This window comes from Halomonas sp. FeN2, from assembly GCF_020595105.1.
Classification (GTDB): Bacteria; Pseudomonadota; Gammaproteobacteria; order Pseudomonadales; family Halomonadaceae; genus Vreelandella; species Vreelandella neptunia.
This window is the reverse complement of sequence record NZ_CP074200.1, coordinates 89,553-105,183: the sequence shown is the minus strand read 5'-3', so window position 1 is coordinate 105,183 and position 15,631 is coordinate 89,553. Positions and strand designations below refer to the sequence as shown.

The following is a 15,631-nucleotide window of genomic DNA, read 5'->3' as shown; positions in this document are numbered from 1 at the left end:
ATCCACTACCATGGCGGCCCATGAGCGAAACAGCTTTAATTTTTGTAGACGTTGAAACCACCGGCACCCGGGCGACGCGGGATCGAATTACCGAAATAGCCGCTCTCAAAGTCGTTAAAGGTGAGCTGGTGGATCGTTGGTCGAGCTTAATTTACCCAGAATGCAAAGTGCCCGCGCAAATCACTCAGTTGACCGGAATTAGCGACGACATGCTGGTTGATGCGCCACGCTTTGTACACATAGCCGAATCATTCCGGGAGTGGTTGGGCGACGGGCAGTTAGTAGCCCACAATGCGCGCTTTGATTACAGCTTTTTGCGCAACGAATTTAAGCGCGCCGGCCAGGATTACCGTGCATCGCTGATATGCACGCTGCGTTTATCCCGACGGATAGCACCTCAGGAGCGCCAACATAACCTTCAAGCGTTGCTTAACCGCTACGCTATCGCCCCCATACGCCACCACCGTGCCGGAGACGATGTGGAGGCGCTGTGGTCACTCTGGCAAGCGTGGCAGGTAGAGCACAGCGATGAAGCTTGGCAGCGCCTACTGGGCGATGAGCGCCGCCACCGCACGCTGCCCGCCCACCTGGATAGCGCGCAGTTGGAAGGGTTGCCCGCTTGCCCCGGCGTTTATCTGTTTTACGGCCACAATCGGCTGCCCCTGTATGTGGGCAAAAGCATCAATCTACGTAGCCGCGTGCTGGGGCACTTTCAGCGCGACCACCAAGACGACAAAGAGATGCGCCTCGCCCAGCAGGTTCAGCATATCGAGTGGGAAGAGACCGCTGGCGATTTAGGCGCCCAATTGCGTGAAGCGCAGCTGGTTAAAACGTTGATGCCGATTATGAACCGGCAACTGCGCAAGCAGCGCAAGTTAACTACCTGGCACTGGGCAGAAGGAGCCGACCACCCTGAGCTGCTCAGCGGTAACGCTCTAACCCAGCCTCTAGGCGGCACACTGTATGGTTTGTTTAGGAATGCGCGGGAGGCCAAGAACGCCTTGCGCGCTATTGCTGAAGAGCAGCAGCTCTGCCCTCGGGTGCTGGGGCTTGAAAAAGGTAAGGGGCGCTGTTTTGCCAATCAGGTGGGCAAGTGCCGTGGAGCGTGCAATGGTCAGGAGTCGATAGCAGCGCATACCCAGCGGGCACAGGAAGCACTCACCCAGCTTCAGGTTAACGTGTGGCCCTGGCCGGGCAGCATTGCTATTGAGGAGAAGTCGGCGGGCGCGACAGCGTCTGCATGGCATGTCGTTCGACAATGGTGCTATCTGGGCAGCGCGACTAGTTTTAACAACGCGCAAACGCTTGCGGACACGCCCGCAAGCTTCGATGTGGATAGCTACCGAATTTTGAACCGTTTCTTGCGTTATCCAGAGCAGCACGGCTTAACGGTCACTCCGCTCTGATTAGGCTGCGCTTGTTTGTATGACTGCGCGTGCATCTACTGGGCGTCGACGAACGCCTCGACCGCCTGCTGAAAGGCTTCCGGCTGGTCGGCGTGTAGCCAGTGACCGGCATTTTTAAGCGTTACCACACGAGCGCGGGGCAACACCTCACGCAGCGCGGGGATCATATCGTCAGCCACGTAGTGGGAATCGCCGCCACGAAGAACCAACGCCGGGCCTTCAAAAGGCTGCTCGCCATCAGGCACGCCGATGATATCGCTATAACCGCGTTTGATCTGATCTAAGCCTACCCGAAGCGCCATGACATTATCGTCATTGCGCACCAGGTTGGTGGCCAAGAACAGCCGCGTAGGCCGGAAGTCCACATGCTCGGCCAGCAGGTCATCGGCTTCACGACGATTTTTGGGCTGCCCTTCTCGTACGCTGTCCAGCGCGGCGAACACATCATCGTGACCATGCTCATAAGCCACCGGAGCAATATCGGCCACGATTAACGACGCCACCCGCTCCGGCGCCAGGCGCGCCAAGCTGATCGCCACTTTGCCCCCCATGGAGTGCCCCAGCACGTGAGCGCGCTCGATCGAGAGCTTATCAAGTAGCGCGATAACGTCATCCGCCATGGTGGCGTAACGCATTCCCTCTGCATGGGGCGAGCGGCCATGGTTACGCAGATCCAGCGCGATCACCCGGCGGCTGCGCTGCCACACTTTCAAGTGCGAACGCCAATTATCGGCACTTCCCAGCAAGCCATGAATCACCACCAGCGGGGTGGTATCTGCGGCGGCTTCTTCGGCGGGCATATCGATAAAATGGAGATCTACGGTGGCAACGTCAGTCATGCTAGCTCCTAAGCCTTGCGGTCTCTGTGTTGTTTACGCGATTACGCCGTGCGGGGCTCGGCGTCCACCTGGCCTGTCCAAACCACCAAGCGGCGGGTTAGCCAGGCAAGCAGCAAGCCATACAGCGGCAGGAAAAACAGCAGGCTGATAGCAAGCTTAATCGCGTAGTCGACGGCGGCGATTTCTACCCAATTGGCGGCCATAAACGGGTCTGGGCTGTTATAGAACGCCGCCGAGAAGAATGCAAAGGTGTCGGCCAGGTTACCCAACACCGTTGAGCAAACGGGCGCCACCCACCATGCCCACTGGCGCAAGCGGTCAAACACTTGAACATCCAGCAGTTGGCCAATCACATAGGCCAGGAAGCTGGCGAGGGCGATACGGGCGACAAACAGATTCCACTCCGAAAGAGCCTCAATCCCGGCAAAGCTGCCGCGGGGAAATACCACGGATACCACATAGGAGACCAACAGCGCGGGAAGCATAACGCGCAGAATAATCGATCGAGCCGGCCCTTTACCAAACAGACGCACCGTGAGGTCGGTGGCTAGAAAGATAAACGGGAAGCTAAACGCGCCCCAGGTGGTATGAAAGCCAAAGAGCGTAAACGGTAGCTGAACGAGATAGTTACTGGCGGCAATAATGCCGATATGGAAAGCCACCATCACCATTAGGCAACGGCGGTGCTGAGTCTCACTCAATGCAAACATGCGGGTAGACCTTTTTTTATAGAGAAGAGGGGTTAGGGAACCCTCGGGGTAGTCAGCGCATTCGGTCAGCTTGTAACAAAACCCTACGCCATTCTGGGGAGCGCATTATACGGCTTCTGCATAATATTAAAAGCTAAGCTATGCAAGCTGCCACCCCCTGGCAATCTGCATGCAATCGTGGCGAGGGCAGGTTTCCGCGAGGGCGCTGTGAACCCATCCTTGGGCGCTACTTTCGCCATCTGACCGCCATGGATGGCGGAAATGCCGGAATTGTCGGGAACACTTTCCGGCCATGGCGAAAGACCCTCGCTTCAATCTGCCCTCGCACTTGGCTAATTTAGTCGCATCAATCCAGCGGTGTGGCTTTGTCCGCAGCGCCTACCGAGCGTTCGCGCATGGCGGCGTGAACATCGGCAAGGCTGGTGGGGTCATCAATGGTGGAGGGAATACCAAACTCTTTGCCGTCGGCAATCGTACGCAGAAGTTTGCGCAGAATTTTACCAGAGCGGGTTTTGGGTAAGCGGTCAACCACTAACACCTGTTTGAAGCAGGCAATCGGGCCAATATGCTCGCGAACCCGCGCAATCAGTTCGGCCTCCAATGTGGCTTCATCACCATCAAAGCCATCTTTCGGGATCACCAAGCCGATCGGCAACTGCCCTTTTAGATCGTCATGAATCCCAATGACCGCGCACTCAGCCACCGCAGGATGAGCACCGACCACCTCTTCCATTTCACCGGTCGAGAGTCTGTGCCCTGCCACGTTAATGACGTCATCGGTGCGGCCCATGATGAACAGATAGCCTTGCTCATCAAAATAACCGCCATCGCCGGTTAGGTAGTAGCCGGGGAATGCCGCCATATAGGCACTATGAAAGCGCTTTTCGTCGCGCCATACGCCGGTCAAGCAACCAGGTGGCATGGGCTGTTTGATCACCACACTACCCTGCTCCATGGGTTTGGCCTGCTCGCCGTCGCGGTTAAGCACTTGCACATTGAAGCCAGGAACGGGGAACGTTGCGGATCCCGCCTTGGTGGGCACAGGCTCTATACCGGGCAAGTTAGCGGCGATGGGCCAGCCGGTTTCAGTTTGCCACCAGTGATCAATCACCGGCACGTCCAAAAGGTCATCCAGCCAGTGAAACGTGGGTGGATCGAGGCGTTCACCGGCCACGTAAAGATGCTTTAGGCTGCTGATATCGTAGTTCTGTAGCAGCTTGGCATCGGGATCCTCTTTCTTAATCGCGCGAAACGCCGTGGGCGCGGTGAAGAAGCTCTTCACCCGGTACTCCTCGATTAACCGCCAGAAGCTGCCCGCGTCGGGGGTTTTTACCGGCTTGCCCTCGTATACCACCGTGGTGCAACCCACTAGCAAGGGGGCGTAAACAATGTAGGAGTGCCCGACGACCCAGCCCACATCCGAAGCGGTAAAGAACACTTCACCGGGCTCCATTGCATAGATCGCCTGCATCGAATAGGCCAGCGCCACCGCGTAGCCACCCGTATCGCGCATAACGCCTTTGGGTTTTCCGGTGGTGCCTGAGGTATAGAGGATGTACAGCGGGTCGGTTCCCTTCACCGGCACGCACTCAGCAAATGGGGCGTTGGCAACCAACTCTTCCCAGTCGTAGTCGCCCTCCTCCAATTCAGCCCGGTGCGCTTCACGCTGATAAACGACACAGGCATCCGGCTTATGGGCGCTTAATTCAACGGCTTGGTCTACCATTGGCTTATAGGGCAATACCTTGCCCAGCTCGATACCGCAGGAAGCGGCAACCACCACTTTAGGCTCGGCGTCTTCAATCCGTGCCGCCAGCTCATGGGGGGCGAAGCCACCAAATACCACCGAGTGTATGGCGCCAAGCCGGGCACAGGCGTACATGGCCACCATGGCTTCGGGGATCATCGGCATATAGATCACCACACGATCGCCTTTGGTAACGCCCAACTGCGCCAGCGCCCCTGCAAAATGCGCCACTTTATCGCGCATTTCGCGGTAGCTAATGGTCTGCTTAGCCTTTGCGGCAGGCGAATCCCAGAAAATCGCTGCCTGATCACCACGCCCATTTTCGACATGATAATCCAGTGCCGCGTAGCTAAGGTTCATTTCACCGTCGCTAAACCAACGGGCATGCGCTGTTCCAGCGCTCTGCTCATCGTAGCTGAGGATGGTCTTAGGTGGTGTGTACCAGGGAATACGTTTGGCCTGTTCGGCCCAGAACGATTCAGGGTGTTCGATGGAGCGTTGGAAGGTGTGTTGGTAGTGGCTCATGGTGTCCCTATCTTTTTTGTAGTAACGCTTAAGGAAGATTGTTGACACTGTATAAAGGAAACCGACACTTCGCCCTCATACTATGGGCTAAATAGCGACCAAAGCGGTAGACAGGCACCGACATTGTCGACAAGATGACGAATTACTACCATTGATTAATCGTTAAACAGCAGCTTGGACAAAACTCACTAAATTACTGATCATTGAATAAATAATCTTCGCGACGCGACGATGCCGTGACAACGAATAACACTGTTTATAAAAACATACTTATAAAACAATGTTTATAAATAATGCTTATAAAAACGCTGAAGTAACAGTGTAGGCAAGGAGATCATTATGTCTGCTTCTACAAGCGCCGCTACACGCCTGCTTGAACATAACTGTCGCGCTATTGAGGCGGGAACCAACCTGCTAAAAGCGTTGGCCAATGAAAAACGGCTGCAAATCCTCTGCCTGCTTGCCGAGAAAGAGCTGTCAGTGACGCAAATTAATCAACAACTCGCGTTAAGCCAGTCGGCACTATCACAACATCTGGCTATTTTGCGGCGTGATGAGCTCGTCGATACCCGACGGGAGTCACAAACCATCTACTACTCGTTAAGCAGCGAAAGTGCCAAGGCCGTGATTGATACCTTGGCACACCATTACGCCGCATAACGCTCCAAGATTTAACCTCAGCGCCGCTGCCACCCAGCGGCGTCGATTAGGCCAAGCGCTTTCAGCGCCGCTTTTTCAACGCCTTCTGAAATGGCCAATCCCAGTTTACGACTGACGGTTTTAGGGGCTTCTAGCTTCACTGTGAATACTTGCGCCTCGCTCATACGTTCAACCAGATAGGCTTCGCTGGTTCCTACGCTGTCGACAAGCTGAAGCGATAATGCCTCGCTACCATACCAAATTTCGCCTGTGGCAAGGGTATCGATATCCATGGCGGGACGCCGTTCTGCCACATAGCCTTTAAACAAGCGGTGCGTATTCTCTAAGTCCTCCAAGAACTTTGCTTTGCCCTCTTCGGTATTTTCACCCAGCACGGTTAAGGTACGCTTGTATTTACCGGCGGTCAGCAGTTCTACGTCAACATCGTGGCGCTTTAGCAGACGATGAATATTGGGCACTTGCGCCACCACGCCGATAGAGCCAATCACTGCAAAGGGCGCGGCCTTAATGTGCTGCGCGGTACAGGCCATCAGGTAACCACCGCTTGCCGCCACCTTGTCGATACACACGGTTGTGTTTAGCCCCGCCGTGCGCAGCCGGTCTAACTGCGCCGCCGCCAACCCATAGGCATGCACCAGTCCACCCGCGGACTCAAGCCGCACCACTACCTCGTCTTCCTTAGCAGCGACACCGATGATGGCCGACACCTCTTGAGCAAAATGCTCGGTTTGCGAGGCTTTCAGATCGCCGTGAAAGTCGAGCACCCAAACCCGCGCCGCTGAGGCGGCATCCTGCTCCGTTTTGTGCTCTTTGTGACGTTTTTTATCTTCACTACGAAATAGTTTCAGCAGTTTTTTGCGTGCACCAGGAAGCGTGGCAGCCAGCCGCAAACGCCGAACACGGCGGCGGCGTTGTTCGTTAAGTGGCTCGATCGTGAGTTTCAGCTCGCTCTCTTTGTCCTGCTTGGTTCGTGCAATCAGCAGCAGGCCAAAGCCTATTAGTGCCATCACGATGGTGGTTTGCACAACAAAGGTGCCTATCTCTGCTACCCATTCACTCATTGACGTTCTCCATTAGAGGATTAATTCCTTTATAGCTCGTGCGTTGTATATGCGTTTGTTGATAGTGACTAGCGCGCTTGATTGGAACGCCCGTATGAAATAACCTCGCTTGCCTTTACGATTGTTTCTTTTGGCTATGGTCGCTAGCCTTAGCCTGATCTACTTAACCGAGAGATATGTTATGTCAAACAACACCCTTGAGAAGCTAAAAGCGCGTTTTAATCCTGCAGCAGCAAAGGGCATGGATGAAGTTTTCCAGTTTCACTTTACCGATGCAGGCAGCTACTACTTAAATATCCAGGATGGCACGCTGGACGTACAAGAGGGTGAGCATGACGATCCTTCTGTCAGCTTGAGCCTTACCACTGACACGCTAAAAGGGATTATGAGCGGTGAGATCAATGGCATGACGGCCTTTATGACCGGTAAGCTAAAAGCGACTGGTAATGTCATGCTGGCCACTAAGCTGACTAGCTTATTCCCTAGCGAGTAATCATCATATCGGCACGCGGCGCCGCTTACTCTTCGCGCCAGCGTGCCAAATGGGTTTCGATCAGCTCCCGGGATATCGAGTAAGGCGGCGGCAGAGAGGGCAACTGACGAGGCGAAAACCACGCCGCATCGCTAATCTCCACCCCATCGATGCGAATGCGCCGGGTAGTGGCTTCGGCGAAGTAACCAAACATCAGCGAGTGCGGGAATGGCCACGCCTGACTTTGGTGATAACGCAGTTGATCGATATGCACGCCCACTTCCTCAAACACCTCCCGGTGCACAGCCTCTTCCGCTGACTCTCCCGGCTCGATAAAACCCGCCAAGGTGGAGTAGCGCCCGGGTGGAAAGCGCGGACTACGGGCCAACAGCATCGCCTCCCCGCTGGTCACCAGCGTGATAATACACGGTGAGATACGCGGATAGTTGCGGTGTCCACAGGCGTGGCAGTGCATAGCGAATTCCGCAGTCAGCTTGGTGGCCGGTGCCCCACAGCGGCCGCAGAATCGGTGATTCTCTAACCATGCACCTACCTGCAGCGCCGTGGAGAGCAGGCTAAACCAAGCGGTTGAAAGCTCGCTCATCCATTGCCGACCATCAATCCAATCGTTGCCAGCCTGGGACTCCACAAGCAGCGCCACCGGCTCATCATCCCAGTAACATAGCGGCTGCATCTGCTCTGTCCAGGGTTGATAGGGCTGCAGCGGGGTTAACTCTTCGCTGCCGTTTAACGGTGCGGGCGCCAATAAACTACGCGAAAGCCGAATCACCCGCCCTGCTTGTTCGTGATGGGGAATTTCTCGCCTAAGCATCACTGGTCGCACCCTCAAACCAGTTCAATTGATGCGCCTTGCACTTGGCCTGGTGGGCCGCTCGCTCTTCGTCGGTGGGCCGCACCACGCGCAGTTGGCCCGGCGTTAAAGAAAGCCGCTGAATCGACATCCCCTCATTGGAGGTATCCGCCTGCTCCTGTTCCGCTGCGGAGGCCGCGTCTAACGTTAACGCGGTCTGCCCACCGGTCATCGCCAGGTACACTTCGGCGAGGATTTCAGAGTCTAACAGTGCGCCGTGCAGCACCCGGTGGCCGTTGTCGATATCGTAGCGTTTGCACAATGCATCAAGACTGTTGCGCTGGCCGGGGTGCATCTTCCTAGCCATGGTCAGCGTATCTAATACGCCGCAATGATCCCTTACCGGCCCCAGCACAGGAGATTTACGCTGCCGATTCAACATGCTCAGCTCGTGGTCAATAAAGCCCACATCGAACGGAGCGTTATGAATCACCAGCTCTGCGCCTTCGATAAAGGCCCAAAACTCATCGGCAATGGCCGCGAATACCGGCTCGTTAGCAACTCTGGCGTCATCAATCCCGTGAACTTCGACGACTTCAGCGTCGATATGCCGCTCAGGGTTGATGTATTGATGATAAGTGCGGCCAGTGAAGCGTCGATTGACCATCTCAATGGCACCAATTTCGACTAGGCGATGGCCATCTTTGGGGTCGATACCCGTGGTTTCAGTATCCAAGATCACCTGACGCATCATGCTCTCCTTTTTTGGTGCTCATCAATCGCTTCATTGGCCAGCGCATCGGCGCGCTCGTTGCCTGGGTGCCCGCTGTGCCCTTTTACCCAGTGCCACTCGACCTGGTGACGCTGGGTCTCTTCGTGCAGGGTCTTCCACAGCTCGGCATTTTTGACCGGCTGCTTGGCAGCGGTTTTCCAGCCGCGCTTGATCCAATTATGAATCCACTGGGTGATCCCCTGGCGAACATATTGGGAGTCAGTCCAGAGCGCCACTTCACAAGGGGTATTAAGCGTACGTAGCGCCATTATCGCGGCCATTAACTCCATGCGATTATTAGTGGTATCTGCTTCATAGCCTTTCAAGGTTTTCTCATGCTCGCCACTCGACAGCACGACACCCCATCCGCCAGGCCCTGGGTTACCCCTACAAGCCCCATCGGTATACACCGTTACCCGAGGTAGATCTCCCGCCGCCTCTTTAGTCAATCTCTTGATCCCCCGGTCTATGTAAAACAGATTTATGTAAAACAGGCTTCTGTGGGTCAGCTTTATTTGAATCAGCTGTGTGCCTATCCGTTTGCCGCGTTTTGGCTTGCGATGTTCCAGCGGGAGGCGTTTGATAAGCTTGATAGTGGGCGGATGAACCTGAGCGGGTAACACCCAGCGACGCCGGGGACGCTGGCGCCTTCAAACCAAATCTCAAACGCTGCACCGGCGCTTGGCGCTGCTGTCGGCGTGCTTGAATCATATAACTTTCGCCCAGTGGCAGGTTATGCCGCCGCCCTAACGACTCCCAATACTCACCGCACTTGGCATTCATCCGCCCCCGAAAACAGCAATAGTCTACCCGCTCAACCTCAAAGTCGACAAACGCCAACCAGTCCCGCAGGCGGCTAGCCGAGCGCCAGGTACCGCTCCAGGGAAAGCTCTGTTGGCGCTTTCGCAACTGCCGGGTAAGGCCGCTCACGCCGATAGGGTTAAAGCCAAACAGCACCATAATGCCGTTGTCAGCAGTGACACGCGCGGCCTCCTGGAGCGTGAAGTGGGCATCGGTTAACTGCTCAAGCCAGTGGTGAATGACCATCACATCTAAACAGCGATCCGGCAGCGCAAGCTGATCTGGTGGGCATACCAAGGTGCTATCGTTTTCGGCTAACTGATGCGTAGGCGACCAGCGTATGGGGTGCGCAATGGCCGACATGGTCATCAATGCCGGCCCCATGCTCATTTCCAAGCTGTGGCCGCCCACACGGGATTCCACCACGGGCCCTAAGCAGGCACGCTGGGTTTCCCACAGCGAACGCCCCGCCTCTGTTTGCCAATAAGGCTGGCTACTTTGTAAGCGCTTAGCCAGTGTCGTGGCCGTCGTCGAATTTGACATGAACAGCGCTTCCCTCCACAGTAACGGCTTTTTAACGCCTTTTACGCACCGATTCAGCGCTAATAAGCGCAATGTTTGATGTGTTTTTTCGTAACTTAAAGGATCTCGCCGATGATGAGCGTGACACCGATCCCCGCCCTTAGCGACAACTATATTTGGCTATTAAGACAAGATACCAGCCAAAGCGTTTGTGTGGTGGATCCCGGTGAAGCTGCCCCGGTGATCGAGTTTCTTGAACGTGAGTCGCTTACCCTCAAATGCATTCTGATTACCCACCATCATCATGATCATACGGGTGGTTTAGCAGAGTTAATTAAACGCTACTCTCCACACGTTATCGGCCCCGACAATCCCAAGATTGAAGGCATCGATGAAACCGTGGGTGACGGCGACGAAGTCCGCATCATGGGGCGTTTATTTGACGTCATGGCGACCCCCGGCCATACGCTGGATCATATCAGCTACTTCACAGCCGGTATCCCTGCACTACTGTTCTGCGGTGACACCCTTTTTTGCGCGGGCTGCGGTCGTCTATTCGAAGGCACCCCTGAGCAAATGTACACCGCGCTGAAAAAATTTGCGGAACTCCCTGAAGATACACTGGTCTTTGCAGCCCATGAGTACACTCAGGCAAACCTGACGTTTGCCCGTGCTGCGGATCCTGAAAACGAAGACGTTAAACACGCCTTGCAGGAGTGTGAAAAGGCGCGGGCATTGGATCGCCCCACCTTACCCAGCACGATAGGACGCGAGCTGAAAATTAATCCCTACCTTCGCGTGGGCACTGATAGCGTGCGCCAAGCGGCAGGCACCCAGGGTGTTAATAATGATGATCTCGCTACGTTCACCACTCTGCGTGAGTGGAAGAACCGTTTTTAAGAACGCTATCGAAACCAAACGAATGCAACTATGACCTATCGAACGATTCGCCAGCGCTTGATGCTGAGCGCGGGCAGTACCGTAATAATGGGCCTAATGTTAGCCGCTGCGGCAAGCTCACAAGCCTCTGCGACAGCCTATGAAGGATCTACTGCATCAACCAGTAAATCAGTAGATGCTACAAAACCACACCCCACGCCGTTCCAAATCCATTTTTGGGAGGCGCTGGAACTGAAACCCCAAGACGCCTGGACAACGCTGCGGAAAAGCTTTCAGTGGCAAGAGAAGTCACTGCCTGCCGAGGCCCAAGCGCGGGTAGACGAATGGATTGAGTACTACCGTTCCAGCCCCGAAAACATTGCCACGATTACCGAACGAGCCACCCCCTGGCTTGCCTGGATTACCCAGCAGGTTAGCGAGCGCGGTCTACCCGGCGAAGTCGCGTTAATCCCCTTTGTCGAGAGCTCCTTTGACCCCGGCGCGCGAAGTCATCGCGGTGCTGCAGGGCTATGGCAGTTTATGCCCGGCACCGGTGATGCATTGGGCTTGGTACGTAACGGAAACTACGATGGCCGGTTAGATGTTTTGACCTCCACCGAGGCAGCGCTGGACTACTTGGAAATGCAGGCCGACCAGTGGTATGAAGGCGATCTAATGCTTTCATTAGCGGCTTATAATGCTGGCGCTGGCACCGTTAATCGCGCTCAACGCCAGGCCCAAAGCCAGGGCCTAAACGGTGAGTACTGGGATCTTTCGCTGCCCTACGAAACCATGCAGTATGTGCCCAAGCTGAAAGCCATCGCGACGATTATTAACGACCCAGAGCAGTACGGTGTCAGCTTGCCGGAAATACACGTTGATCCGGCCTTCGCTAAAGTTAAGCTAGACCACGCTGTGACGCTCTCAGAAGCTTCTCAACTGTTGGATGTTAGCCAAACTGCATTAGCCGAATTAAATCCCGGTCTGCTCAATGGCAGCATTGACCCCCGCAGTGCACAAACGCTGCTGGTACCTGAAGAAGTGGATACCCAGGTTCTTGCGCAACTTGCGCAGGACGGCAATCAAACACAAGACAGCAACCAAGCATTTGCGCAAAACAGTAGTGGCAATACCCACCGCGTTGAAAGAGGCGACAGCCTCTCTGCGATCGCGGCCAGATATAATATTGACCAGCAAGACCTTATACGCTGGAATTCGATTGACCGCCCCGGCGCTCTGCAACCAGGCCAGCTGCTGACACTATCAGGGCGTTAAACCGGGTTAACTAGTTGGCTTTGTTCACATGGGATGTCTCCAATGCCGCGTGGTTTGTTTTTTGCGAAAACGCTTCTACTCATCAGTGGCCTGCTGTTCAACGTATCAATACTGGCTTCAGACGCCGACACGATAGCGTCAGAGTCGTCGTCCAACAGCGATTCGTCTATCACCGCCCCCAACTCCAATGTGGTGGGTGATTTGAATACAGACGCAAACAACGTGGTGCCGGTTGAAACAGTTCATGGACTATCGCTTTACGATAGCCCCGAGCTACCAGCCGATTTCCCCTACTTCCCGCATGTAAACCCACAGGCCCCCAAAGGCGGCACCATTACCCATACCGCCGTGGGGAGCAGCTTTGACTCAACCAATCCGTTTATTATTCGCGGTACGCCGGTCACTGGCATTTCACAAATTTACGACACCCTTATGGCCAGCAACCCGAACGAGCCCTTTAGCCTCTACAGCTTGCTGGCCGAAGGCGTGCGCCTTGACCCTGAAAGGGAGTGGATTGAGTTCGACCTGCGCCCTGAAGCGCGTTTTCAAGACGGAGAGCCTGTCACCGCCTACGATGTGGTGTTCTCGCTTAACCTGCTCCGCGAAGAGGGAAATCCGTTTTACGCCAGTTACTACGCGGGGGTGGAAGAAGCCATCGCCCTCAATGAGCATCAGGTACGGTTCACCTTCAACGACACTCAATCCCGAGAGCTGCCGTTAATCGTCGCCCAACTGCCCATACTTCCCCGCCACTACTGGGAGCCCCGCGAATTCTCCTCCCCTACCCTTGCGGCACACCCAGGCTCCGGGCCCTACCGCATTAGCGAAGTAGACCCAGGTAGGCGCATTGTTTATCAGCGTGATGATGATTATTGGGGTAAAGATTTACCGGTCAACGTTGGCCGATACAACATTGATCGCATCATTTACGACTACTACCGTGATAGGGATATTGCCTGGGAAGCGTTTAAAGCGGGTCTCACCGACTTTCGTATCGATGCACGCGCCGCCACTTGGGCAATTGGCTACGACTTTCCAGCTTATGAAGAGGGCTTGGTAAAGCGGCTAACGGTACCGGACGTTAACCCTTCGATGATGCAGGCGTTTGTCTTCAACCTGCGTAAAGAAAAGTTCCAAGACCCCAGAGTGCGGGAAGCGTTGAGCCTGACCTTCGATTTCCCGTGGCTCAACACCAATATTTTTTACGGCACCTATCAGCGCACCGAGAGCTTTTTCCAAAATTCAGAGATGGAAGCCACCGGCTTACCCTCTGAGGAGGAACTGGCACTGTTGGAGCCCTTCCGGGAGGAGTTGATGGCCTCTCATGGCTCTGACCGTCTCTTTACTCAGCCACTGCCTATCGATGAGCCCATCGAGCTGCGCGAGCGGCTTCGCAGAGCGCTCGACTTACTCCGCGAAGCGGGCTATCGCGTTGAAGACGGCGTACTGGTTAACCAGCAAACCGGGCGACCCTTAAGTCTGGAAGTGCTGCTCTACGACTCAGGGCTTGAACGGGTGGTGCAGCCCATGCTCCGTAACATGGCCCGCCTGGGTGTGCAGACGTCGCTGCGTATCGTTGATATTAATCAGTATTTAAACCGACAGCGTAATTATGACTATGACATAGTGATCAGTCATTTCCCTCAGTCGAACAACCCGGGCAATGAACAGCGCGACTTCTGGACCAGCGCCGCCGCCGAGGCACCGCAAAGCCGTAACCGGATGGCGCTGGCACATCCGGCGGTCGATGCGCTGGTGGAGGAAATCATTAGTGCCAATGGCCGTGAAGAGTTGGATACCGCCACGCGCGCGCTGGATCGGGTGCTGCGCTGGGGATTTTATGTGATTCCCCACTACCACTCTGGGGAGACCCGCATCGCCATTTGGGATAAGTTCGGCTACCCCGAACCCTTCCCGAAATACGCCATGGATCTGGATGCGTGGTGGGTAGACACCGACCGTGAAGCAGAACTGCAGCGCCGCCAGCGCGGCCGTTAACTTTGGCCCAATTACAACTGCTTAATCGCAACGGCTTGTCTTCAACGGTTTCATCGTCATAAACCTCGGAGTGCTCTGTGGCCCGTTATACCCTACGCCGACTGCTGCTAATGATTCCGACCCTTTTCGGGATCATGCTACTCAATTTTATTATTGTTCAGGCGGCGCCGGGTGGGCCAATTGATCAGATGCTGGCACGTTTTGAAGGCGCCGACGCCATGGCCAGCACTCGCTTGGATATGGGTGGCGCCGATGTCCAGGTCAGCGATGACTCCCGGGGCGCCCGAGGTATTGACCCACGCTTTATCGAACAGCTAGAGCAGCAGTTTGGTTTTGACAAACCCGCCCACGAACGCTTTATCGGCATGATGGCGGATTACCTCACCCTCGATTTTGGCACCAGTTTCTTCCGCGACCGCCCGGTAACAGATCTGATGATCGAGCGACTGCCGGTTTCCATATCGCTAGGGCTCTGGACGACGCTGCTGGTCTATTTAATCTCTATCCCATTAGGCATTAAAAAAGCGCTACGCCACGGCTCCCGGTTTGACGTCTGGTCGTCGGGGTTAGTGATTGTCGGCTATGCCATTCCGGGCTTCCTGTTTGCCATCCTGCTCATTGTCCTGTTTGCCGGGGGCACCTACTGGGACTTATTCCCTTTACGCGGTTTGACCTCACCCGACTTCGACCAGCTTTCAGCCTGGGGCAAAGTCAAAGACTACTTTTGGCATATCACGCTGCCGGTGATCGCCGCCTCAATTGGCAGCTTTGCCACGCTGACGATGCTAACCAAAAACAGCTTTCTCGATGAGATTCACAAGCAGTATGTGATTACCGCCCGCGCCAAGGGCGCCGACGAGCGGCGCGTGCTTTACGGTCATGTATTTCGCAATGCCATGCTGATTATTATCGCGGGCCTACCCGCCGCCATGATCGGTATTTTCTTCACCGGCGCGCTGTTGATCGAAGTTATCTTCTCCCTGGATGGTCTGGGTCTGCTCGGTTTCGAAGCGGTCATGCAGCGGGATTACCCGGTGATATTCGGCACCCTGTTCCTGTATACCGTGATCGGCTTAATCCTCAAGCTGATTTCCGATTTGACCTACGTGTGGGTAGATCCGCGTATCGACTTTTCGACACGGGAGTCGTGATA

15 protein-coding genes are annotated in these 15,631 nt (G+C 55.2%); 7 read left to right on the top strand and 8 right to left on the bottom strand.

Going from position 1 to position 15,631, the window contains the following annotated elements:
* The first annotated feature begins 20 nt into the window (after positions 1 to 20).
* Positions 21 to 1,406 carry a 3'-5' exonuclease family protein gene (locus KF947_RS00470; protein ID WP_227405162.1) on the top strand — a complete coding sequence of 462 codons (1,386 nt, stop codon included), beginning with the start codon at positions 21 to 23 and terminating at the stop codon, positions 1,404 to 1,406.
* Between the two features lie 35 nt (positions 1,407 to 1,441).
* Here KF947_RS00470 and KF947_RS00465 read toward each other — a convergent pair whose 3' ends face one another.
* The 3 genes from KF947_RS00465 to KF947_RS00455 form a co-directional block, all read right to left on the bottom strand.
* Positions 1,442 to 2,245, bottom strand: coding sequence for an alpha/beta fold hydrolase (locus KF947_RS00465; RefSeq protein ID WP_133732843.1), 804 nt, complete (start codon positions 2,243 to 2,245; stop codon positions 1,442 to 1,444).
* A gap of 41 nt (positions 2,246 to 2,286) precedes the next feature.
* Positions 2,287 to 2,955, bottom strand: coding sequence for a 7-cyano-7-deazaguanine/7-aminomethyl-7-deazaguanine transporter (locus KF947_RS00460; RefSeq protein ID WP_133732844.1), 669 nt, complete (start codon positions 2,953 to 2,955; stop codon positions 2,287 to 2,289).
* Between the two features lie 346 nt (positions 2,956 to 3,301).
* Positions 3,302 to 5,275, bottom strand: coding sequence for a propionyl-CoA synthetase (locus KF947_RS00455; protein WP_223289170.1), 1,974 nt, complete (start codon positions 5,273 to 5,275; stop codon positions 3,302 to 3,304).
* A 291-nt stretch (positions 5,276 to 5,566) separates the two neighbouring features.
* Here KF947_RS00455 and KF947_RS00450 point away from each other — a divergent pair, with 291 nt between their 5' ends.
* Positions 5,567 to 5,887 carry an ArsR/SmtB family transcription factor gene (locus tag KF947_RS00450; RefSeq protein ID WP_022523354.1) on the top strand — a complete coding sequence of 107 codons (321 nt, stop codon included), beginning with the start codon at positions 5,567 to 5,569 and terminating at the stop codon, positions 5,885 to 5,887.
* A 17-nt stretch (positions 5,888 to 5,904) separates the two neighbouring features.
* On the opposite strand, the gene sohB is transcribed toward KF947_RS00450, so the two are convergent.
* Positions 5,905 to 6,948 (bottom strand): protease SohB, encoded by a 1,044-nt coding sequence (gene sohB / locus KF947_RS00445; protein WP_133732846.1) that lies wholly within the window; start codon positions 6,946 to 6,948, stop codon positions 5,905 to 5,907.
* Positions 6,949 to 7,129: 181 nt separating this feature from the next.
* On the opposite strand from sohB, the gene KF947_RS00440 reads away from it, so the two are divergent.
* Entirely contained in the window at positions 7,130 to 7,441 is a 312-nt protein-coding gene (locus KF947_RS00440; protein ID WP_088701392.1) for an SCP2 sterol-binding domain-containing protein, read from the top strand.
* Positions 7,442 to 7,466: 25 nt separating this feature from the next.
* Here the strand turns inward: KF947_RS00440 and nudC are convergent, their stop codons facing one another.
* The 4 genes from nudC to KF947_RS00420 are packed head-to-tail and all read right to left on the bottom strand — an operon-like array spanning position 7,467 to position 10,347.
* Complete coding sequence (gene nudC / locus KF947_RS00435) at positions 7,467 to 8,252, bottom strand: NAD(+) diphosphatase (RefSeq protein ID WP_133732847.1); 786 nt, start codon at positions 8,250 to 8,252, stop codon at positions 7,467 to 7,469.
* The gene (dnaQ, locus tag KF947_RS00430; RefSeq protein ID WP_227405161.1) at positions 8,245 to 8,982 is read right to left on the bottom strand and encodes a DNA polymerase III subunit epsilon; all 738 of its coding nucleotides are present in this window, start codon (positions 8,980 to 8,982) and stop codon (positions 8,245 to 8,247) included. The genes nudC and dnaQ overlap by 8 nt, the downstream gene beginning before the upstream one ends.
* Entirely contained in the window at positions 8,982 to 9,452 is a 471-nt protein-coding gene (gene rnhA / locus KF947_RS00425) for a ribonuclease HI (protein WP_133732849.1), read from the bottom strand. Before rnhA ends, dnaQ begins: the two co-directional genes overlap by 1 nt.
* Positions 9,445 to 10,347, bottom strand: a complete 903-nt coding sequence (locus KF947_RS00420) for a class I SAM-dependent methyltransferase (protein WP_227405160.1) — start codon at positions 10,345 to 10,347, stop codon at positions 9,445 to 9,447. Before KF947_RS00420 ends, rnhA begins: the two co-directional genes overlap by 8 nt.
* A 111-nt stretch (positions 10,348 to 10,458) precedes the next feature.
* Between KF947_RS00420 and gloB the strand changes: the two genes are divergently transcribed.
* From gloB to KF947_RS00400, 4 genes are all read left to right on the top strand, one after another.
* Positions 10,459 to 11,226 (top strand): hydroxyacylglutathione hydrolase, encoded by a 768-nt coding sequence (gene gloB, locus KF947_RS00415; protein WP_133732851.1) that lies wholly within the window; start codon positions 10,459 to 10,461, stop codon positions 11,224 to 11,226.
* A 30-nt stretch (positions 11,227 to 11,256) separates the two neighbouring features.
* Positions 11,257 to 12,480, top strand: a complete 1,224-nt coding sequence (locus tag KF947_RS00410; RefSeq protein WP_133732852.1) for a transglycosylase SLT domain-containing protein — start codon at positions 11,257 to 11,259, stop codon at positions 12,478 to 12,480.
* A gap of 42 nt (positions 12,481 to 12,522) precedes the next feature.
* Positions 12,523 to 14,478 carry an extracellular solute-binding protein gene (locus KF947_RS00405; protein ID WP_227405159.1) on the top strand — a complete coding sequence of 652 codons (1,956 nt, stop codon included), beginning with the start codon at positions 12,523 to 12,525 and terminating at the stop codon, positions 14,476 to 14,478.
* Positions 14,479 to 14,555: 77 nt separating this feature from the next.
* Entirely contained in the window at positions 14,556 to 15,629 is a 1,074-nt protein-coding gene (locus KF947_RS00400; RefSeq protein ID WP_133732854.1) for a microcin C ABC transporter permease YejB, read from the top strand.
* Positions 15,630 to 15,631: the final 2 nt, after the last annotated feature.

What these genes read in the sequence shown, in the direction of transcription:
- KF947_RS00470 (WP_227405162.1), top strand. Translation starts at nt 21, where the DNA reads ATGAGCGAAACAGCTTTAATTTTTGTAGACGTTGAAACCACCGGCACC.
- KF947_RS00465 (WP_133732843.1), bottom strand. Translation starts at nt 2,245, where the DNA reads ATGACTGACGTTGCCACCGTAGATCTCCATTTTATCGATATGCCCGCC.
- KF947_RS00460 (WP_133732844.1), bottom strand. Translation starts at nt 2,955, where the DNA reads ATGTTTGCATTGAGTGAGACTCAGCACCGCCGTTGCCTAATGGTGATG.
- KF947_RS00450 (WP_022523354.1), top strand. Translation starts at nt 5,567, where the DNA reads ATGTCTGCTTCTACAAGCGCCGCTACACGCCTGCTTGAACATAACTGT.
- sohB (WP_133732846.1), bottom strand. Translation starts at nt 6,948, where the DNA reads ATGAGTGAATGGGTAGCAGAGATAGGCACCTTTGTTGTGCAAACCACC.
- KF947_RS00440 (WP_088701392.1), top strand. Translation starts at nt 7,130, where the DNA reads ATGTCAAACAACACCCTTGAGAAGCTAAAAGCGCGTTTTAATCCTGCA.
- nudC (WP_133732847.1), bottom strand. Translation starts at nt 8,252, where the DNA reads ATGCTTAGGCGAGAAATTCCCCATCACGAACAAGCAGGGCGGGTGATT.
- dnaQ (WP_227405161.1), bottom strand. Translation starts at nt 8,982, where the DNA reads ATGCGTCAGGTGATCTTGGATACTGAAACCACGGGTATCGACCCCAAA.
- KF947_RS00420 (WP_227405160.1), bottom strand. Translation starts at nt 10,347, where the DNA reads ATGTCAAATTCGACGACGGCCACGACACTGGCTAAGCGCTTACAAAGT.
- gloB (WP_133732851.1), top strand. Translation starts at nt 10,459, where the DNA reads ATGATGAGCGTGACACCGATCCCCGCCCTTAGCGACAACTATATTTGG.
- KF947_RS00410 (WP_133732852.1), top strand. Translation starts at nt 11,257, where the DNA reads ATGACCTATCGAACGATTCGCCAGCGCTTGATGCTGAGCGCGGGCAGT.
- KF947_RS00405 (WP_227405159.1), top strand. Translation starts at nt 12,523, where the DNA reads ATGCCGCGTGGTTTGTTTTTTGCGAAAACGCTTCTACTCATCAGTGGC.